Source organism: Neobacillus sp. KR4-4 (genome assembly GCF_042136325.1).
Classification (GTDB): Bacteria; Bacillota; Bacilli; order Bacillales; family Cytobacillaceae; genus Neobacillus.
The window spans coordinates 49,046-69,490 of record NZ_JBHHJU010000019.1; the positions used below are offsets into that span (position 1 = coordinate 49,046).

A 20,445-nucleotide genomic window follows, 5' to 3' on the forward strand; every position below is an offset into this window, starting at 1 on the left:
AATTAAACCACTTAATAAAGGAGGTACGAAATGACAGACACATCCTTTTTTCCAGTTAGAGGGGTCATTGAAGGTTTTTATGGTTTATTTTACACTGCTCCCGAACGGAATAATTTAATCTCTTTTATTGCAGAGAATGACTTTAATTTATACATTTATGGACCTAAAAATGACCGCCAGCATCGTGCCCGCTGGCGGGAGCCATATCCCGATTTCATTATGGAACAATTTGCAGAAACGGTGAAACATTCGATGAACCATGGAGTAGAATTCTGCTACTCGCTCGGATCTGGTGTTTCAATCAATTATGCATCCGAAGAAGATTTCCACTTGATTACCACGAAGTATAAAGCATTTTATGATATTGGAGTCAGGCATTTTATGATTATGCTCGATGACATTGCTGCTGAATTCCATCATGAAGAAGAGCGGCTTATGTTTAACAGTTATGCTGGGGCGCATATACATATCGCGAACAGATTGCTATATTGGTTAAAATCGCTGGATCAATCATGTAAATTATCACTTTGTCCTACTGATTATCACGGGAAGGCACCATTTAGTGACTATATTCATGAACTTGGAAAAGGACTAGACCAAGAGATTGATATCTTTTATACAGGTCCAGAGATTTGTTCTGAAACTATATCCGAACAAGATGCTGCTGACTTTGCAGCAGCTGTCCAAAGAAAACCGATTATTTGGGATAACTATCCTGTAAATGACTTAGCGATGACAAATGAGATGCATATCGGTCCAATTACCGGACGTGACGGCAGACTTCCGCATGTGTGTAAAGGGTTTATCGTCAATACAATGAGCCAGGCTGAGGCCTCAAAAATAGCTTTGCTAACCTTTGCGGATTATTTTAAAAATCCAGCTTGCTATGAACCCTGGTCATCGTGGGAAAAGGCATTGAAAACAATCGCTGGTAATGAAAACTATGAAGCTATCAAACTCTTCGCTGAGAATTCATTGTTCTCTTGTCTTGGTTATCCGGAAGCACCAATATTGGAGCAGTTAGTTCAAAAAGCACTTTCTAGTCTTCACTTAGGTGAAACTGCATCCGTTAGCAAAGATGTCCAAAAGCTGTTTGACTACTTGGATTCACTTGATGAAGCCGGATACCATCTTAAATACAGAATGTCTAATTATGCCCTGCGTAATAATCTGGTTCAATGGATTGAACTGATGGAAAGCATGGCATGGGCAGGGAGAAGGGCCATTACGGTTTTAAGGGCTTTGGAAAACAACGAAGATATTACTGCTCCTCTCAATTGGCTTAAGGAGTCGGCCGGTGAAATACGGAATCATCCGAAAAGATATGCAGGAAGCATACTACTCCCATTAATAGAGTTTGTTGAGACGAAAGTAGATAAGAAAAAAAGCAATATCTTTAATTAAAGACAATAATGGGAGTTGTATAGAGAGATGAAAAAAATCTCAACAAATCTTTTCCTATATGAAGATACATGTAATGTCTACGTGATCAAGACCGGAAAAAAAGCGGTCTTAATTGACTTTGGGGATGGAAATGTTCTTCAACACCTGGGTTCAATCGGAGTTGACAACGTGTCAGATATTCTTATAACCCATCATCACCGGGACCAAGTTCAGGGGTTGCATATTGCAGTCCAGGAAGGGATACGCATTTGGGTGCCTCATACAGAACAAGACCTATTTCATCATATCGATGAACATTGGAAGGCTCGAGCAATCACAAATAACTACAATATGCGGCAGGATCGCTTTTCCCTTCTGCAATCAGTGCCTGTTTATGGCTCCTTAAAAGATTATTCCTCACATGTGATTAACGGGATAGCTTTTACGATTATTCCTACTCCAGGACATACCGTTGGTTCGATTACTGTCATAGCAGAAATAGACGGGAAGAGAACCGCATTTACTGGTGATTTAATTTATGGACCTGGCAAAGTTTGGTCCTTGTCTGCTACCCAATGGACGTATAACGGTGGAGAGGGGATTGCATTAAGTGTTCTTTCCCTTTTGGATATAAAAGACCGAACCCCCGACCTGCTTTTGCCATCACATGGGCAATTAATGGAGCACTCTTCAGATGCAATTGACCTCCTTATTGGGCGCCTTGTGAAATTAATGAATCAAAGAAATCATAACCCAAGGTTACTCAAATTGAGGGAAAACCCCTATGAAGAAATTACACCGCATTTGTTATTTAACAAAACAAGCATGTCCAATGCATACGTCATCCTATCAAAAAGCGGCAAAGCCCTGTTTATTGATTTTGGTTACGATTTCATAGGAGGGATTGCAGCTGGAAGTGACAGAGCTTCAAGGAGGCCTTGGTTATACACTCTTTCGAAGTTAAAAGAACAATATGGTGTGGAAAAGATTGATGTAGTCATTCCGACTCATTACCATGATGATCATGTGGCAGGTCTTAACTTATTGAGGGATATCGAAGGAACGGAAATTTGGTGCCCTGAAAACTTTTCCCATGTCCTCGAAGATCCTGAAAAGTTTAACTTGCCATGTTTGTGGTATGATCCTATCCCTGTGAATCGACAGCTGCCGTTAAAACAAAAAATTAAGTGGGAAGAGTACGAATTCACACTTTATGAGCAGCCAGGACATACTTTATATGCAGTTGTTATTGAATTTATCATTGATGGAAAACGAGTTCTTGCAATCGGAGATCAGTATCAAGGAGACGACGGACAATTCAATTATGTGTATCAAAACCAATTTAGAATTTGGGATTACATAGATAGTGCCAAGCTTTATAGAGAATTACAACCAGATCTTCTCATTTCAGGGCATTGGGAGCCAATAGTTGTTACTGAGGAATTTCTTCAACTAATTGAAGAAAAAGGGAAGGTGCTTGAACAACTTCATCGTGACCTTTTGCCATTAGATGAACTGGATTTAGGGGCCGATGGATTTGGAGCCATTATTCATCCATACCAGACGAGGGTTCAGACAGGTGATACTTTTTCGGTAACGGTCGAAATAAAGAATCCGTTTTATGAAGAAAAAGAGGTATTAGCAAAGATGATCACACCAACCAACTGGCAGGTCGATAATAGTGAATTCAAAGCGAAATTAACAAGCATGGAAACCATACAATTTACGGCATCCATGACAGTTCCAATAGAAACCCAAGGCTATAGAGAACGAATAGCCGTTGATCTAACCATAGGGGAACATCATTTTGGGCAGCATGCTGAAGCGCTGGTTACAATTAATAATCTGCCTGCTGAAGGAGGAGACCATTAATGACAGAAAAAACGATTGCTGAAAAAGAAAAACAACTGCCAAAAACAAAAGTGAAGACTTTACATATGATTGGAAATGCTCATCTAGATCCAGTTTGGCTTTGGCAATGGCAGGAAGGGTTTCAGGAGACAAAAGCAACATTCCGTTCGGCCCTTGACAGAATGAAGGAGTACCCGGAATTTGTGTTTACAAATAGTTCCGCTGCAAACTATGAATGGATTGAAAACAACGAACCGGAAATGTTTGAAGAAATCAAACAGCGCATTAAAGAAGGACGCTGGGAAATTGTTGGAGGCTGGTGGGTTCAGCCTGATTGCAATATACCAAGCGGAGAATCCTTTGTCCGCCAGGGATTGTATGGGCAGCGTTATTTCGAAGAAAAATTCGGGGTGACGGCAAAAGTTGGCTATAATGTGGACAGCTTTGGACATCATGGAATGCTTCCGCAAATTTTAAAGAAGAGCGGCATGGATTATTATATTTTCATGCGTCCAAGTCCGCAGGAAAAAGGACTGCCTGGAAGGTTATTCTGGTGGGAATCAGATGATGGGTCACGTGTTTTATCCTATCGTATTCCATTTGAATATTGCACATGGGGCAAGGAACTCAAGAAACATATACGCCGAAATGCTGATGAATTAAAAGCACCATTTAATGATTTTATGACCTTTTACGGTGTAGGCAACCATGGCGGCGGGCCGACAAAAGAAAATATCGAAAGCATTAAACAATTAAATGAAGACCCATCATACCCGAATCTTGTATTCAGCACACCTAATAAATTTTTTGATGAGCTCATGAAAAAGAATCTTCCGTTCCCGGTAGTTCATGATGACCTTCAGCACCATGCGAGTGGATGCTATTCCGTTCATTCTGGAATAAAAAAATGGAACCGAGAAGCAGAGAATGCACTGATCAAAGCAGAAAAATTTTCGTCTCTGGCGAACTGGCTCACAGGTCAAAATTATCCATCTTCTGAATACGGACTGGCGTGGAAAAATGTATTGTTCAATCAATTCCATGACATATTAGCAGGAACTAGTTTAGAAGCAGCCTATGATGATGCACGAGATATGCATGGGGAAGCGATGTCAATCTCCAAAAGAGGAGTAAACTATGCGATTCAATCGTTATCGTGGAGAATTAATATAGAAGAAGAAAAAGGAATGAAACCTCTTGTGATCTTTAATCCTCATTCATGGAACAGCAAGGTGAATGTTGAACAAGAAGTAGGCGGATTAAAGTCAAGTGATATTTTAGTAGATGAAGAGGGGAATCAAATTGCGATGCAGACCGTTCAATCCCAGGCTACAGCGGGAGGACGTTCACGGGTTAGTTTCATTGCCGACCTTCCTTCAATGGGGTACAGGGTTTATAAAATTGTCAGTCGTCATGACAGTAAAGAATTCCCATCGCTCCCAGCAAGTGAAGCATTCTTAGAAAATGCTCATTTCAGGGTTGAAATCGATTCACATACCGGCTTTGTAACAAATTTATTTGATAAACAAAAGAACCTTGAGCTACTAAGCGGACCAGCAGCAAGACCAGTGGTCATCCACGATAAGAGTGACACCTGGTCCCACAATGTCCTTCGATTTAATGAAGAAGCAGGTGCATTTAAAGCAACAAGTGTAAAACTAGTGGAACAGGGGCCTGTAAAATCTGTGATTCGTGTGGTCAGTGAATATGGGAAATCTATTTTGGTCCAAGACTTTACAATGTACCAGGAGCTTGAGCAGATTGATGTTCATTGCTCATTAAACTGGCAGGAACAATTTAAAGCACTAAAACTGAAGTTTCCTGTCAATCTAATTTTTAGAAAATCAACCTATGAAATTCCGTATGGACATATTGTTAGAGAGGGGAATGGGGAAGAAGAACCGGGTCAAAATTGGATTGATACCTCTGGAACCCATCCTTCAACAGGGGAAAGTTACGGCTTAAGCCTATTAAATGACGGGAAATACAGCTTTGATATACATAACAAGGAAATGAGTATGACCGTTCTGCGCAGCCCTATCTATGCACACCATGACCCAATCGTTCCAGAAGAAAACCAATCCTATTCATTTATTGATCAGGGAATTCAAAGATTTACCTACTCACTTTTGCCTCATACAGGGAATTGGGAAACAGCGGGTACGGTAAAACGAGCGGCTGAGTTAAACCAAAAACCTATTTCGATTATTGAGAGCTATCATAAAGGATCACTGCCACAAAAAGATTCCTTTTTGTCTGTAGATGTGGAAAATGTCATTGTCAGTGTGATCAAGCAAGCGGAGGACAATGAAGACCTCATTGTGCGGGTCTATGAAACCTCCAATGAAGCTACAGTTGCCGTCATAAGTCTTCCTAAGTGGAGCCGGACAATCACTTCGGAGTTTAAGCCATCAGAAATAAAGACATTCCGTATTCCTAAAGATCCATCCAAACCAATAGTTGAAAACAATTTACTGGAATGGGAAGATTAAAAAAAGAGTAATTATTTGAGCAAGAAGGGGTATTGCAAAATGATTGTGGCAGAGCGCAGGAAGGTTATTAAAGAACTATTGATAAAGAATAAAAGTGTAAAAGTTTCTGATCTAGTCGAATTATTGCATGTATCCGAGGAAACGATTAGACGGGACCTCACCCAGCTGGGAAAAGAAGGAATTGCAGAGAAAAACTATGGGGGAGCCATCCTGATTGAAGAAGAACAGTATCAGAATCATTCCCTGATTCCTCCAGTTAATAAACGAAAACTACAATATTCACATGAAAAAGATTCGATTGGGAAAGCAGCTGCTCAATTAATAAAGGAAGGGCAAATTGTTATTTTTGATGCAGGGTCAACCAACTGGTATGTGGGAAAAAACTTACCGGAAAATAGTCATTTAACGATTATTACCAATGCTATGGATGTAGCAGAAGAATGCAGCAAAGATGAAACTGCCTCGATTTACTTATTAGGCGGGAAACTAAGACGAAATTCAATGAGTCTGGTTGGTCCACAGGCGGAAATTGAATTAAAAAATTACAATGCCGATTATGTATTCTTAGGAACATCAGGGATTTCACTGCGCCAGGGTTTTACAAGTTCTGATTTGTATGAAGCAGAAATTAAACGGGCAATGGTTTCCTCAGGACAAAAAATTGTAGTAGTAGCTGACCATAGTAAACTTCAAAGGGCAGGGTTAACCTCTTTTTGTAATTTTAATGAAATAGATATATTTATTACTAGTGAACTTGCCGATACAGATATCCTTAAGGAAATTGAAAAAAAGGGCGTTGAAGTAATTGTTGTACCGGTATCAGAAGAGATAAATGAAATATAAAGCTTAAAAGTGAGGAGATCCAATGGTTAATGTTGCTTTGTTAAGTAAATGGCATGTCCATGCAGACGATTACGCACGTCAAGCAAATCAAAATGAACACATTCAAATTAAGGTCGTTTGGGATGAAAATGTGGAACGTGGTCAAGAATGGGCGAAAAAACTTGCTGTACCTTTTGAACCAGACTTAAAGGAAGTTTTGGCCGACTCAGAAATTGATGCCGTTATTGTAGATACACCGACAAACCTTCATAAAGAGATTATTATTCTGGCTGCTGAATATAAGAAGCACATTTTTACTGAAAAAATACTCGCTTTTACAGTAGAGGATTGTAATGAAATCTATGAAGCAGTGAATCAGAATCAAGTAAAGCTGATGGTTTCGCTGCCGCGGCTAACTGAGAATTATTATTTATATGCAGAACAAGTTCTAAATGAAGGGCTATTAGGGAAACTAACGTCTATTCGATGCCGGCTTGCACATAATGGTGCGGTTCCTTTAGAGGGGAATCCAAACGGCTGGCTGCCTAAACACTTTTTTAATAAAGAGGAGTGCGGTGGAGGTGCATTTATTGACCTTGGTGCCCATCCGATTTATTTAACGAACCGCCTGGCAGGACCAGTAAAAGCTGTGATAGCTCGCTTACAGCCACAATCGGAAAATGAAGTTGATGTTAATTCAGTGGCGATTATCGAGTATGAAAACGGAGCGTTAGGAACAATTGAAACAGGGTTTCTTTCTAATGGAAGCCCTTTCCAGCTAGAATTGTATGGAACAGAAGGAGCATTATTAATAGAAGATGATAAAATCCGCTTAAAATCTAAACAACTGGGTGAGGGGTGGCATACACCTGATACTTTGCCAACCGCACTGCCTCTGCCAATGGAACAATGGATAAGCTCCATTATTGAAGGAAAAATTCCATCCATTACAGAGAAGGATGTGCAGGGATTAACATTGATCAATCAAGCCGCAATCCTGTCACAAACACAAGGTCGAAGAGTAGAAACGGATGAGATAGTGACCGTAAAAAAATAGGGATAAATTAGGGGGGAAATGCGATGAAAAAATTAAGAGTGGGTATTATTGGTGCTGGCGGTATTGCAACGGGTGCCCATATTCCAAACTATTTAAAATGCGGGGAAAAGGTAGAGATTGTTGCAATTTGTGATGTTGTGAAAGAAATGGCTGACAAGGCGGCATTAGAATTTAATATCCCACATGTTTTTTCAAGCTATGAAGAAATGTTTCAAAGCGTTCAAATAGATGCGGTGAGTATTTGTACACCAAATAAATACCATTATCCTGCGACAATGGCTGCATTATCTGAAGGTTGTCACGTTTTATGCGAGAAGCCGCCGGCTATGACAGCAAAAGAAGCTGAGGAAATGGCCATTGCCGCTGAAAAGGCTGGAAAAATCTTAACTTATGGGTTCCATTTCCGCCATGCTCCACATGTAGAAGTATTAAAGCGCTTTATTGATGGAGGAGAACTAGGGGAAATATATGCTGCACGTGTGACGGCTATGAGACGCCGAGGAATTCCAGGCTGGGGTGTGTTTACAGATAAGGAACTTCAGGGCGGGGGACCTTTAATTGATATTGGAGTTCACATGTTGGATACCGCTTTATATTTGATGGGTTATCCTGAGCCGGATACTGTTTTTGGTGTGACGTATCAGAAGCTTGGCAACAAAAAAGGAGTAGGTCTCATGGGAACATGGGATTGGGAAAACTTCTCAGTAGAAGACATGGCACGTGGTATGATCACGTTTAAAAATGGGGCGTCAATTTTATTAGAAACTGCTTTTGCTGCAAATGTGGAAAAGCATGATGTGATGAATGTTTCCTTAATGGGAGATAAAGGGGGAGCAGATGTCTTTCCACTGAAAATCTATCAAGAAAAGCATGACACTTTAATAGATATTACCCCTTCTCATTTGCATAAGAAAGACTGGTATGAACTTGAACTTGAGAGATTTGTAGATTCGTGTTTAGAAGGAATAAAAACATTAAGTACAGGTATACAAGGTGTCTACCTTCAGAAAATCATTAATGGGCTGTATGAGTCAGCAGAAAAGGGCGAAGCAATTAAATTAAGTGAAGATGTAACTGTATAAATAGTCCAATCAAAGAACAGCGGTTAAAGAAATTTAACCGCTGCTTTAAAAAAAGGGGTTGTTTGTTAAATGAGTAAAATAGGTTTACAGTTTTTTTCTGTTTGGAAAGATGCTGAAAAAGACTTTTTGGGAACGTTCCAAAAAGTAGCTGGTCTTGGATATGAAGGTATTCAATTTGCAGGCTTTTATAATACTCCAGCCAAAAAGGTTAAACGGTTATTAGATGAACATGAAATGGCTGCTGCCGGTGCACATGTAGGGATTCACCAACTATTACAACCAGGATTAGAAAATATTTTTGACTATCATCAAACCATTGGAAATAACTTAATTATTTGCCCGGCTATTCCAAAGGAAATGCGCGAGACCGCTGATGATTATAAGAGAACAGCAGAATTATTAAACAAAATTGGAGAAGCATGCAAAAAGGCTGGCTTCATTTTTGGTTATCATAACCATGACTTTGAATTTGAGAAATTTGGAGATAGAACGGGTCATGAACTGCTATTTGGTAACACAGAGCCTGATTTGGTAAAAATGGAACTAGATTGCTATTGGGCTAGATTCGCAGAATATGACCCAATAGAAATTATTCGAAAGTATAGAGATAGAGTCGTGTCACTCCATATCAAAGACATGAAAATTGTAAACGGTAAGAAGGCCGGCACAGAAGTTGGCAAGGGTATCTTTGATTATGCCTCTATTATTAAAGCAGCGAATGAATATGGTGTGGTATGGTTCACAGTTGAGCAGGAAGAATTTGAAGGTGATCCTTATGAAAGTCTTGCAGAAAATGTAGACACTCTTAAACATTTACTGGCGGAGGCTGCGATAAAATGACATCAATAACTCCCCGCTCGGAATATCCAAGACCAGATTTCACAAGAAATGAATGGCTCAATCTTAACGGACCATGGAACTTTGATTTTGATGATCATAATCGTGGTTTAAGAGAAGAATGGTATTTAAATCACCATTTTTCTAATAAAATTATCGTTCCATATGCATTTCAATCGAAATTAAGCGGTATTCAAACGAATGAATTCCATGATGTTGTTTGGTATGAACGGTGCTTTACCATTCCTGAAGAATGGCAGGAAAAAAAGATCCATCTTCATTTTGGAGCGGTTGATTACCGGGCAACAGTCTGGATTAATGGAAGATTTGTTTGTGCCCATGAAGGCGGGCATACATCGTTTTATGCCGATATTACTGACGCTCTAATTAGCGGAGAAAATAGAGTAGTTGTAAGGGCAGAGGATAGTTCCACTGATTTGGAACAGCCGCGGGGGAAACAATATTGGGAAGTCGACTCTGGCGGAATCTTTTACACAAGAACAACAGGTATTTGGCAGACAGTTTGGCTTGAGCCGGTAAGTCCATCCTACCTTGATCGTGTGAAACTTACTCCGAATATTGATACAGGTGAAGTCTCGATAGAATATATTGTCCAAAATAGGAAGGGCAAACAAGAACTCGAAATCGAAATTACTTCCAAGGGCCAAATTGTTGCCAATGATAAGGTCCAAGTTCATTTGGTTCAACGGAAAAACAAGCACATAGTTTCTCTTGAAGATTTCGCAAACGGCGAAGGAAAGTTATGGAGTCCAGAAACTCCGCATCTTTATCATGTAGAATTCCGTCTCAAAGAAGATGATGTACTTTTAGATAAAGTGCAAAGTTACATTGGGATGAGAAAAATATCTATACAGGATGGAAAAATTGAGCTCAATAATAAGCCATATTATATGAAACTTGTCCTTGATCAAGGGTATTATCCTGATGGCCTGTTAACAGCCCCAACAGATGAAGATATAAAAAGAGATATCGTTTTAACGAAGGAAATGGGCTTTAATGGGGTCAGAAAGCATCAAAAGGTAGAGGAACCGCGGTACTTATACTGGGCAGATCAATTAGGACTGCTGGTGTGGGGTGAAATGGCCAATAGTCATACCTTTACAGACAGGTCAGTAAAACGTATGGCCTCGGAATGGCAAGAAGCAATTGAACGGGATTATAACCATCCGTCTATCGTTGCGTGGGTGCCGTTAAATGAGAGCTGGGGAGTACCGCGACTAAAAAGGGATCCGCGCCAGGCCCATCATTTAGTCAGCATGTATTCCTTAACAAAATCGATCGATTCCTCCCGTTTAGTGATTTCAAATGATGGCTGGGAGCATACAATTTCAGATATCCTGACCATTCATGACTATGAAGGGGAAAAGGAAGTTCTAACAGAACGTTATTCAGCATTGGAGAATGTCTTAAAGTATACCCCAGCGGATCGTTCTTTATATGTAAACGGCTTTCAATATCATAATGAACCGATTATGGTTACAGAGTTTGGCGGTATCGCCTATCAGAAAAGCGACTGGCAGGGGTGGGGTTATACCGCAGCATCAAATGCTGATGATTTTATTAGACGGTACTATCATGTGGTCTCGGCATTGTTGGAGTCTCCACTAGTCCAAGGTTTTTGTTATACCCAATTCACAGACATCGAGCAAGAAATCAATGGACTATTAACCTATGACCGGCAGGCTAAAGTTGATCTCAATATCATTCGTACTATTAATGAGGGTAAGAAGCTAACCTTTACTGAATAACGATGACAGGAGTGTTTCGTTTGTATTTTACAGTTGAAAAAATTGAGAAATATTTAGGAGAATTGAAGGGTTATATTTACAAAGAAACAAAAGCAATTCCGGCTTTTCAATACAAAGAGTGGGAGTTTGGTGAAGAGGATAAATATGCCTACAAAACAGATTTTGATGACCGAAACTGGGAAAATTTTCAGATTGGAGATTCCTGGGGCGGCTATGATAAATCTGCTTGGTTTCGTACTACCGTCTCTATACCTGAAGAATGGAAGAATGAACGAATAGTCATCCACTTATTAGTCGGCCCTCGTGACGGCGGTGGGTCAACAGCTGAGTCATTATTATATGTGAATGGTATTCCATTACAAGGAATTGATGTATGGCACGAAGAAGCATGGCTGCCGCCAGAGCTTCTGCAAAACAATCAAATTCAAATTGCTATTAAAGCATGGAGCGGGGTGTTAAATCCACCTGACCGCCGAAGATTTAAAACAGCAAAGCTGGCCTGTGTCGATGCAGCGACAGAAAAATACTATTATTTAGCTCACACTCTCGTAAATACGGTAAAGGTTTTGGATGAGCATGACTTAAGAAGAACAAAAATGCTTCAATTATTAAATGAATCGATTTTAAAGGTTGATTTCTTAAAGCCTGGCACAGACTTCTTCTATCAATCCATTAAGGAAGCGTATGAATTTCTAAAATCTAAGGTCGATCAATTAGGGGAATTGAATGAATTAAAGCCATTAGTCACAGCACTTGGCCATTCACATATTGACATGGCATGGTTATGGCGTTTAGTTCATTCGCGTGAAAAAGCTTCGCGGACATTTTCAACGGTATTACATTTAATGCGCCAATATCCTAATTACAGATACATCCATACTTCTCCGCAATTATACAAATATTTGAAAGAAGACTACCCTGAAATTTTTGCGAAAGTCAAAGAGAAAATAGCCGCCGGTGAATGGGAAATAACAGGTGGTATGTGGATCGAGCCCGACACAAATGTACCAAATGGAGAGTCCTTAATCCGTCAAATCCAGTTTGGGAAACGGTTTATGAAAGAAGAGTTTGGGGTTGATACAAGGGTCGTTTGGCTTCCAGATGTCTTTGGATACTCATGGGCATTACCGCAAATCATGAAAAAGAGTGGAATTGACAGCTTCATGACGACAAAAATTAGCTGGAGTCAATATAATCGATTCCCATTTGATACGTTTAATTGGCGCGGCATCGATGGAACGGAAGTGTTCACGCACTTTATTACCACACCTGAAGAGGGCGCAAGGCAGTATACGTATAATGGCATGGTCGAACCTGCCAGCGTGAAAGGGATTTGGGATGCCTACCAGCAAAAGGAAGTAAATGATGAGCTATTACTTGCCTTTGGCTGGGGGGATGGCGGCGGCGGACCAACAAAAGAAATGATCGAAGCAGCCGAGGCTATGAAAAATCTGCCGGGTCTTCCAAGAGTTCAAATGGATACAGCAGAACCCTATTTTAAAAGGTTAAGAGACCGTGTGAAGGATCAAACATTACCAGTTTGGGATGGGGAATTATATCTAGAGTATCACCGGGGGACCTATACATCGCAAGCGTCATTAAAACGGGCTAACCGAAAAGCGGAGTTTACCTATCACAATGCGGAATGGTTAAGTGTCCTTGCTGATCAATTAACTCATCAGGCCAATTATCCACATACAACATTAAATGAAGGCTGGGAAATGCTGCTTCTTAATCAATTCCATGACATATTGCCAGGTTCATCCATTCGTCAAGTGAATGAGGATGCGCGGAAGGATTATGCAATTGTCCAAAATATTGGGGAAAAGGTTCTTAATGAAGCAAAAAGTTCGATTGAACAAAACATTCAAATAGAGCAGGACGGCATAGTGGTATACAATTCTCTTTCTTATCCACGTGATGGGTTCATTGAATTGCCAGTGTCACCAATCATTACGGAAGCAACCACCATTGTTGATGAAGAAGGAAATGCTCTCCCGGCACAAGTAATCCAAGAGGCGAATACACAAAAGGTGTTAATTCATGCTAAAAACCTACCAGCACTAGGATATAAAACCTTTAACTTAAGTAAGGGTTCCTTTTCAAAGTCCGGAATTGTGGTGAAGAAGGATTATATTGAAAATGATTTTTATCAGATTCGTTTTAATGAAAAAGGTCAGATTATTTCCTTATTTGATAAACGCACAGCCAGAGAAGTTCTTGCTGAAGGTGCAAGGGGGAACGTCCTACAAACATTTGAAGATAAACCGATGAATTTTGATGCTTGGGATATTGATCTTTATTACCAAGAAAAAATGCGCGAGGTTGATAATTTAGCGGCAGTTGAGGTTCATGAAGAAGGTCCTGTTCGCGGAAGCTTAAAATTCACTTGGAAATTCTATGATTCTACTATTACACAATATATAAGTGTTTATAAAAATTCTCCTAGAATTGATTTCCGCACGGTGGTGGATTGGCAGGAAAAACAAACCTTATTAAAAGTCGCGTTCCCTGTTAATATTCGTTCAACCAAAGCAACCTATGATATTCAGTTTGGGAATATAGAACGCCCAACTCATTGGAATACAAGCTGGGATCATGCACGCTTTGAAGTGGTGGGGCATAAATGGGTGGATATCTCCGAAGGGAACTACGGGGTGAGTTTATTAAATGATTGTAAATACGGTCACGATGTTAAAGAAAATGTTTTACGGTTAACATTAATCAAATCGGCGATTAGCCCTGATGAGACAGCGGACCGTGGCATTCATGAATTTACATATAGCTTAGTACCGCATACGGGGGATTGGCGCGAAGGAAATATTGTGAAAGAAGCGTATAACCTAAATGTTCCGTTATTAGCAGGTGAACTTAAAGCGAATCAGACTGGGAGCTTACCAGCAACACATCAATTTGTAGAAATTGACAATGACCATGTTCTACTAGAAACCGTCAAAAAAGCGGAGGATGATGAAGCAATCATTGTACGTTTCTATGAATATAAGCAATATAGGAATCAAACAAATGTCTCCTTTGCAAAAACAATTAAAAAAGCGGTTGAGTGTAACTTGATTGAAGAAGAAGAAAAGGAAGCTGATTATCAGAATAAGACTCTTTCATTCTTCGTTTCACCATATGAAATTAAGACATTTAAAATTTGGTTCTAACTTTAAAATGAAAGTCAAAATAGAAATGGAGACAACGATGGTAGAATTAAGATTACTAAAATCGGAATTCGAGTACGCACAAGCGATTCAATTAGCGGACAGAGTGTTCCGGGATGAGGATCATATATCAATGGGGGAGGCCTTCCCCCTAGTATTTTCACCTGAACTAAATCAATCATATGGAGTATTCATTAATAATGAACTAGTCTCCTTTATTGGGTTAGTGCCTTCAGTTATTCATCTAGATGCTGCTGAGATTCAGGCCTATTCAATAGGTGCCGTATGTACCCACCCAGACTATCGTAAAAAAGGCTATGCCAGCATGCTTTTAGATAGGGTGTTTACACATGTTCAGAGGGCGGACGCTTCCATTTTATTTGTATCAGGCAGTTTACCAATATATATAAAAGCTGGTTGTTCCTTTTACGGTAAATTAAATAAATATGAAATAAATAAGGGAGATTTACAAGTAAGGGGTGACTTCTTGATAAGAGAATTATCCCCATTTGATTGGTTTTATTTACGAAAATTAGGTCAATCTCGACATGTTTATTTTGAACAAAGTATAAATGATTTTTCTATCCTGAATAAGGCGGCTGGCTTTGCCAGTATCCTTAAGATGGAACACAAGATTTTGGCTGCTGAATCTGAAAATGAATTAAAGGGTTTTATCATTTTTGGTGTTCCAAATTCATCATCAGAATCTGGAGAGCAGCCAGCACGGGTGATTGAATGGGGAGGGGAGCCGGAAGCGGTTAAAGCTATTTTAGCTCAAGCCTTCGAGAAAGGAATAAGTTCATTGAAATTTTCCATTCCTACATACGAAAGAGAGCTTAATAGACTCCTAGACACGATTGAGAAAACAGCAGCACCATTTCCAGGCACTAGTAAAATTATGGACCTAGATTTGTTATTAAAACAAATACAACCTTTCCTTCATGGAAAAATCAAAATAATAAATCATGATATGAGAAGCAAAGAACTAATATTCAACCAGAAATCAGTAGTCTTAGATAATGTTTCGTTAGAAAAATTAATCCTTCAAGGCGATCCAAATCTTGACGCTTATTTAAACGATATTTTTCCCATACCACTTCCATTCCCTGAAGGCTTAAACTATGTATAAGGGGTTATGAAATTATGAGTACTTTATTAATCCGTAATGTTCGTTGCGTAAACGAAACTGAACTTAATCGTAAATCCCTGCTTATTCATAATGGTAAAATTGAATCAATCCATAATGATGAAGAATCCTTAGTTCGTAAGGCTGATTCTGTCATTGATGGAAATGGGCAATTGCTTATCCCTGGCATGATTGATGTACATATTCATGGGGCGGATGGTTTTGATATGATGGACGGCACTATTCGTAGTGTGGAAGCCGTTTCCAGAGCCTGCGCTCGAACAGGATGTACTTCTTTCTTAGCAACATCTGTATCGTCTTCATTCCATGACCTGCTTAAAATGATAAGAAATGTAAAAGAGGCGGCCGGGAGAGAGCCCGGCGCCGGGATCGTTGGCCTCCATATAGAAGGACCCTATTTAAATGTGAAGCGTAAAGGAATGCAAAATGAGCTATATTTAAGGCATCCTGAATTGGATGAAATGAAAATCATTTTAGAGGCATCTGGTTCGCTGCTGCGAATGGTGACACTAGCTCCGGAACTGCCTGGCGGTCTTGAAATGATCCGTTTTTTAAAGAAGCAAGGAATCATTGCGTCGGTTGCTCATTCTGACGCAACCTATGAAGAAGCAAAAGCTGCATTTCAAAGTGGTGCCAGCCATGTAACTCATTGCTTTAATGGAATGCGGCCCATTCATCATCGTGACCCAGGGGCGGTCATCGCTGCTTTTGAGGATAGTGCTGTTAGTGTACAAGCTATTGTTGATGATGTGCACCTCCACCCTGCCATTGTAAGGTTAATGTATCGGGAAAAGGGCCCAGATCATATGGTGCTTATTACAGATGCTCTTCAGGCTATGGGGATGGGGGATGGAACCTATTTATTCGGAGGGCATGAGGTGAAGGTGAGTCACGGAGTCGCTACATTAAGTGACGGTACACTTGCATCAAGTACTGTCACAATGAATCAAGCAGTAGAGAAAGCAGTTCGATCGGGAATCCCTTTGAAAGATGCTGTTACAATGGCAACAAAGACACCTGCAGACATTTTAGGATTGTCCAATAAAGGCAGGATTGAACCAGGAGCAGATGCGGACTTAGTCCTTATGAATGACCAATTCGAAGTGTTGTGGACTGTTGTGAATGGAAAAATGGTCTATAGACGAGATTAGGGAAATTTTCACGATAAACAGGCATGAATCCACTTAGCTGGATTCATGCCTGTTATTTAGGAAGTAAAACCACGTAAATAGTCTATCGAACGTTGAACATCCTCACCCATCGTCCGGCGAGGCTGAATACTGTCGGGATGCCATAGTTCGAGTGCCAGCCAACCGTTATAGTGAATGGAATCTGCAGAAGACATTAAGGAAGAGAAATCAATATCTCCTTCAAGCAAGTCTTCGGATGGCAGGTTCCCATGCTGGTTACGTAAATGAAAAGCATAAATCCTTTCTGGATAGGTATTGACCCACTCAATCGGATTGCATCCAGAAACAAAAGCCCAGCCAGTATCAACGCAAAGTCCTACACTCATATCTGCATATTGGACGACCGATCGCAGGTCACCTGATGCATTGTGATTGTCAGCAGCATGATTATGCAAGCAAACCCTTAGCCCCAATGGGGAAACAAGTTCAGAAATACGGGATAAGTTTTCACCTTGCTGTTTAAAATGGTCCTCCGACTTGGCAATAACATTTTTCCAATTGATTGGATCAGCATTTAGTAACAAATCAGAACCTTCAACAGCTGCTAAACGTTCGGCGAAAGGCAAAATCGACCGCTCCACATCAAGAGTGTTAAATGGTACGTGTAATGGGAGGCCAATATAGGAGGCGGAGACTGCCAAACCATAGGAACGTGCTAATTTAAGTTTTTCTGTATCGGCATCAATTTCAACAGCATCTAGTCCTGCTTCGGCACAAGCACGGAAAAGTTCATCCCACTCAGGTGTTTTGCCATCTCTTTTCCAACGCTCAGCCCAGCCATACATATTTGATGAAAATCCTCGAATGTTCAAATAATTACCCCCTTCTGAATTAAATTAATCGTTTGTTTTTCACTCATTCTCGCGGCATTATATAGAGATGTAATACAGTGGAAATTATTCAGAACCTGCTGATTGACGTTTGCGTGTGAGTCAAGACCTCTAACTTTTCGATAAAATTGAAGAAGAGGGTTTTCAAAAATAGTGAACTCACTCCGAGGTCCGGTTTCAACTTGTTCCTCAACAATTTTTCCCTGCATATCGTATCGTCTGTAGACAGGCTGTCGTGAATCGAATGGCGTCCAGCGAACTGAGCCTATTGTCCCTTCGATTTCCGCCCTTACGTATTCCTCACCATGAGCACATGAAGCTCTTTCATAATGAACATGGACAGGATGATTATCGCAGATGTATGTCATTGATGCCCCAACATGTGTTTCCACATCAAATGGTGTATCTAAGGGGTCAATTTCTGTTATGGGTTTGGCCGTCCAAGCGGAGTTTACTTCTATAACGTCCGGATGGAGTATGTCATTCAAGGTGGCAAAGTCATAAGGTCCCCAATCCATTAGAACACCTCCGCCGCTTTGGGTTGAATCAAGAAACCAGCGGCTTACAGGCTGGTATTCAATTCCGGAGCGACTTCGTTCCCACTTGTTTACAAATGTAACATGATAAATATCTCCGAGACAGCCGGAGCGAATGATATTTTGACTGCTTCCATGTGAGGCATTCCCTTAAAACGGACGCTGCAGCAGCCTAGTAACCGATCATGCTTTTCTGCAAGCTGAACCATCTCTTCGGCTTGTGATAGATTCATAGCAAGAGGTTTTTCACAAAGGACATGGCGGCCAGACATGAGTGCCAACTTTGCTGGATCTAAATGCGCCAATGGAGGGGTGCAGATGATTACGATATCATCATTTTCGACCGCTTCAGAGTTAAGCATTTCTTCCACGTTTGTAAAACCAATTGCTTCAGGGAACTGATCACAGAAAGCAGCCAGTGCGATAGGATTTGTATCAGCCACTCTCAATTTAACCGGTTCGGAAAGTTTCTTTGCCGTTTCTGCATGTGTACGACCGATGACACCCGCGCCTATAATATATAATCTCAAAACAATCACCTCAGTTAGAATTAATGGTTCCACTCTAACATAATCAAAAAATTAGATTCTCCTCCAATTAGGATAAATACTAATCAAATTGTACAGAGGAAAATTTGTTAAAATAGTATAGGGGTGAAAAAATGTACGTTGAACATTTACAATTACAACGCTCGTTTGCATTTTGCCGAGTCTGGGGGTCAGATGAAGAGCATGATTTACATATTCATGATTGTTTAGAAATTGGGGTTGTGCTTAAAAATGAGTTGGAATATCAGTTTAATGATCATACTTACATTGGCAGGCCAGGAGACGTGTTCTTGTGCCGTCCTTTCGAGCCTCATTGGAGTTTTTCTAAACCTGATCAACCGTTCGAATGTATTCTTGTTCTGTTCACACCCTCTTCCGTCCATAAAATTCCAGATGGTAATCAGCTAATTAAGCCCTTCTACACCACGAAAGGTGTTCAGCCCTTAATACCTGCTAACACGAATTTCGCAAAAACAATAAGTAAAGCAGCGACTTTAGCTGTGGAAGCTCAGGAACAGGGGAAGGAAGCCTGGGTGACTCATCAATTCATGCATTTTATTGATATTTTGTTACAGGTGAATCAGTATGTAAAAGAATCTCAATCTACGGACGTTCACAAACTGCCGTCTTCTGGAATTGTTAAAGCCGTGGGGTACATGCTTGATCATTATCATCTGCCTCTTGATATTGAAAAACTATCATCGCAGGTAGGATTAGGGAGAACAATGTTTTTTTAAGAGTTCCGCCAGTTGACAGGCCTGACTCCCAATGAGTTTCTTAATCGGCTCCGGATACAGAGTGCTAGCGATTTACTTCGTACCACAAATAAAAGTATGATTGATCTCGCCTTTGCAAGCGGATTTCAGTCATTAAGTGCCTTTAACAAGCAATTTAAAAGATATACCGGCCAAGCTCCACGAGAGTATCGTAAGAAGTCTAATACATAAGAAAACCTTTTATTTGCATTATACAGATGGATAAGTAATAGTTATACTATCTAGGTAAAGTTCAAATTAAGAAGGAGATTAGCAATGGCAAATCATAATAAAAATAAGAAAAAAGAAGCAAAATCATCATCTTCCTTTACTTTTTGGATGATCGGATTGGTTGCCGTTTTTATTTTAGGTTTCATTTTTCTAGGCAATCACTCTAAACAACAAGATAAAACCACATCTACAAAAATTAATTATAGCAATCAGCCATACATTGGTAAGGAATCAGCGCCTGTTTCAATTATTGAATTTGGTGATTATAAATGCCCTAATTGCAAAAACTTTGGCAAGGATGTTGTACCTATTATTCAGAAGGAACTAGTTGATACCGGTAAAGCAAAGTTTTATTTTATGAATGATTCGTTTATTAACGTTGATTCCGAACGATCAGCAAAATTTGCGGAATCCGTATACGCGGAACTTGGCAATGATACGTTTTGGAAATTCCATGAGCTCCTTTACGAAAAACAGCCCGAAGATACCAAATATGAGAAAATGGACGTTTTTACAGAAGAATTTTTGACTAATACCTTAAAAGAAATGGCTAGCGATAGCGATGTTGACAAGGTCGTAAAGAACTTTGATGCTAAGAAATCCAATGATGCTTGGCAAAAAGATATGGATTACGCTGAAAAATTAGGTGTTACAGGTACCCCAACCCTTTACGTTAATGGGGAAAAGTTTGAAGGACAAACCATTGATGATTTAAAAGACATGGTTGAAAAAGCTGCAAAGGGTGAATAAG

General features: G+C 40.0%; 17 protein-coding genes. 14 read left to right on the top strand and 3 right to left on the bottom strand.

What is annotated here, in order from left to right; genetic code table 11:
- The first annotated feature begins 30 nt into the window (after positions 1-30).
- From ACE198_RS18220 to nagA, 11 genes are all read left to right on the top strand, one after another.
- Complete coding sequence (locus tag ACE198_RS18220) at positions 31-1,404, top strand: protein O-GlcNAcase (protein ID WP_375376567.1); 1,374 nt, start codon at positions 31-33, stop codon at positions 1,402-1,404.
- Positions 1,405-1,431: 27 nt separating this feature from the next.
- The gene (locus tag ACE198_RS18225; protein ID WP_375376568.1) at positions 1,432-3,255 is read left to right on the top strand and encodes an MBL fold metallo-hydrolase; all 1,824 of its coding nucleotides are present in this window, start codon (positions 1,432-1,434) and stop codon (positions 3,253-3,255) included.
- On the top strand, positions 3,255-5,726 hold the full coding sequence (locus ACE198_RS18230) for an alpha-mannosidase (RefSeq protein ID WP_375376569.1): 2,472 nt from the start codon (positions 3,255-3,257) through the stop codon (positions 5,724-5,726). Before ACE198_RS18225 ends, ACE198_RS18230 begins: the two co-directional genes overlap by 1 nt.
- Before the next feature lie 39 nt (positions 5,727-5,765).
- Positions 5,766-6,569 carry a DeoR/GlpR family DNA-binding transcription regulator gene (locus ACE198_RS18235; protein ID WP_375376570.1) on the top strand — a complete coding sequence of 268 codons (804 nt, stop codon included), beginning with the start codon at positions 5,766-5,768 and terminating at the stop codon, positions 6,567-6,569.
- Positions 6,570-6,591: 22 nt separating this feature from the next.
- Entirely contained in the window at positions 6,592-7,605 is a 1,014-nt protein-coding gene (locus ACE198_RS18240; RefSeq protein ID WP_375376571.1) for a Gfo/Idh/MocA family protein, read from the top strand.
- 23 nt (positions 7,606-7,628) lie between these two features.
- Positions 7,629-8,687, top strand: coding sequence for a Gfo/Idh/MocA family protein (locus ACE198_RS18245; RefSeq protein WP_375376572.1), 1,059 nt, complete (start codon positions 7,629-7,631; stop codon positions 8,685-8,687).
- A 69-nt stretch (positions 8,688-8,756) separates the two neighbouring features.
- Positions 8,757-9,527, top strand: coding sequence for a sugar phosphate isomerase/epimerase family protein (locus ACE198_RS18250; RefSeq protein WP_375376573.1), 771 nt, complete (start codon positions 8,757-8,759; stop codon positions 9,525-9,527).
- Positions 9,524-11,293 carry a glycoside hydrolase family 2 protein gene (locus ACE198_RS18255; RefSeq protein WP_375376574.1) on the top strand — a complete coding sequence of 590 codons (1,770 nt, stop codon included), beginning with the start codon at positions 9,524-9,526 and terminating at the stop codon, positions 11,291-11,293. Before ACE198_RS18250 ends, ACE198_RS18255 begins: the two co-directional genes overlap by 4 nt.
- Positions 11,294-11,313: 20 nt before the next feature.
- Entirely contained in the window at positions 11,314-14,460 is a 3,147-nt protein-coding gene (locus ACE198_RS18260) for an alpha-mannosidase (RefSeq protein WP_375376575.1), read from the top strand.
- 37 nt (positions 14,461-14,497) lie between these two features.
- A complete protein-coding gene (locus ACE198_RS18265; protein WP_375376576.1) occupies positions 14,498-15,586 on the top strand; it encodes a GNAT family N-acetyltransferase in 1,089 nt (362 codons plus the stop codon).
- Positions 15,587-15,600: 14 nt separating this feature from the next.
- The gene (nagA, locus tag ACE198_RS18270) at positions 15,601-16,755 is read left to right on the top strand and encodes an N-acetylglucosamine-6-phosphate deacetylase (protein ID WP_375376577.1); all 1,155 of its coding nucleotides are present in this window, start codon (positions 15,601-15,603) and stop codon (positions 16,753-16,755) included.
- 56 nt (positions 16,756-16,811) lie between these two features.
- Here the strand turns inward: nagA and ACE198_RS18275 are convergent, their stop codons facing one another.
- Genes ACE198_RS18275 through ACE198_RS18285 form a run of 3 tightly spaced genes read right to left on the bottom strand, consistent with a single transcriptional unit; the run spans position 16,812 to position 18,690 of the window.
- Complete coding sequence (locus ACE198_RS18275) at positions 16,812-17,606, bottom strand: sugar phosphate isomerase/epimerase family protein (RefSeq protein WP_375376578.1); 795 nt, start codon at positions 17,604-17,606, stop codon at positions 16,812-16,814.
- Positions 17,603-18,280: a Gfo/Idh/MocA family protein gene (locus ACE198_RS18280; RefSeq protein WP_375376610.1), complete on the bottom strand. Its 678-nt coding sequence runs from the start codon at positions 18,278-18,280 to the stop codon at positions 17,603-17,605. Before ACE198_RS18280 ends, ACE198_RS18275 begins: the two co-directional genes overlap by 4 nt.
- On the bottom strand, positions 18,232-18,690 hold the full coding sequence (locus ACE198_RS18285; protein WP_375376579.1) for a Gfo/Idh/MocA family protein: 459 nt from the start codon (positions 18,688-18,690) through the stop codon (positions 18,232-18,234). Before ACE198_RS18285 ends, ACE198_RS18280 begins: the two co-directional genes overlap by 49 nt.
- 131 nt (positions 18,691-18,821) lie before the next feature.
- Between ACE198_RS18285 and ACE198_RS18290 the strand changes: the two genes are divergently transcribed.
- The 3 genes from ACE198_RS18290 to ACE198_RS18300 all read left to right on the top strand — a co-directional run bounded on the left by ACE198_RS18290 (position 18,822) and on the right by ACE198_RS18300 (position 20,444).
- Positions 18,822-19,445 (top strand): cupin domain-containing protein, encoded by a 624-nt coding sequence (locus tag ACE198_RS18290; RefSeq protein WP_375376580.1) that lies wholly within the window; start codon positions 18,822-18,824, stop codon positions 19,443-19,445.
- A 12-nt stretch (positions 19,446-19,457) separates the two neighbouring features.
- Entirely contained in the window at positions 19,458-19,655 is a 198-nt protein-coding gene (locus ACE198_RS18295; protein WP_375376581.1) for a helix-turn-helix domain-containing protein, read from the top strand.
- A gap of 84 nt (positions 19,656-19,739) precedes the next feature.
- Positions 19,740-20,444, top strand: a complete 705-nt coding sequence (locus ACE198_RS18300) for a DsbA family protein (protein WP_375376582.1) — start codon at positions 19,740-19,742, stop codon at positions 20,442-20,444.
- Position 20,445 lies beyond the last annotated feature (1 nt).

Coding starts and splice junctions, on each gene's coding strand:
- ACE198_RS18220 (WP_375376567.1), top strand. CDS start 31: ATGACAGACACATCCTTTTTTCCAGTTAGAGGGGTCATTGAAGGTTTT.
- ACE198_RS18225 (WP_375376568.1), top strand. CDS start 1,432: ATGAAAAAAATCTCAACAAATCTTTTCCTATATGAAGATACATGTAAT.
- ACE198_RS18230 (WP_375376569.1), top strand. CDS start 3,255: ATGACAGAAAAAACGATTGCTGAAAAAGAAAAACAACTGCCAAAAACA.
- ACE198_RS18235 (WP_375376570.1), top strand. CDS start 5,766: ATGATTGTGGCAGAGCGCAGGAAGGTTATTAAAGAACTATTGATAAAG.
- ACE198_RS18240 (WP_375376571.1), top strand. CDS start 6,592: ATGGTTAATGTTGCTTTGTTAAGTAAATGGCATGTCCATGCAGACGAT.
- ACE198_RS18245 (WP_375376572.1), top strand. CDS start 7,629: ATGAAAAAATTAAGAGTGGGTATTATTGGTGCTGGCGGTATTGCAACG.
- ACE198_RS18250 (WP_375376573.1), top strand. CDS start 8,757: ATGAGTAAAATAGGTTTACAGTTTTTTTCTGTTTGGAAAGATGCTGAA.
- ACE198_RS18255 (WP_375376574.1), top strand. CDS start 9,524: ATGACATCAATAACTCCCCGCTCGGAATATCCAAGACCAGATTTCACA.
- ACE198_RS18265 (WP_375376576.1), top strand. CDS start 14,498: ATGGTAGAATTAAGATTACTAAAATCGGAATTCGAGTACGCACAAGCG.
- nagA (WP_375376577.1), top strand. CDS start 15,601: ATGAGTACTTTATTAATCCGTAATGTTCGTTGCGTAAACGAAACTGAA.
- ACE198_RS18290 (WP_375376580.1), top strand. CDS start 18,822: ATGTACGTTGAACATTTACAATTACAACGCTCGTTTGCATTTTGCCGA.
- ACE198_RS18300 (WP_375376582.1), top strand. CDS start 19,740: ATGGCAAATCATAATAAAAATAAGAAAAAAGAAGCAAAATCATCATCT.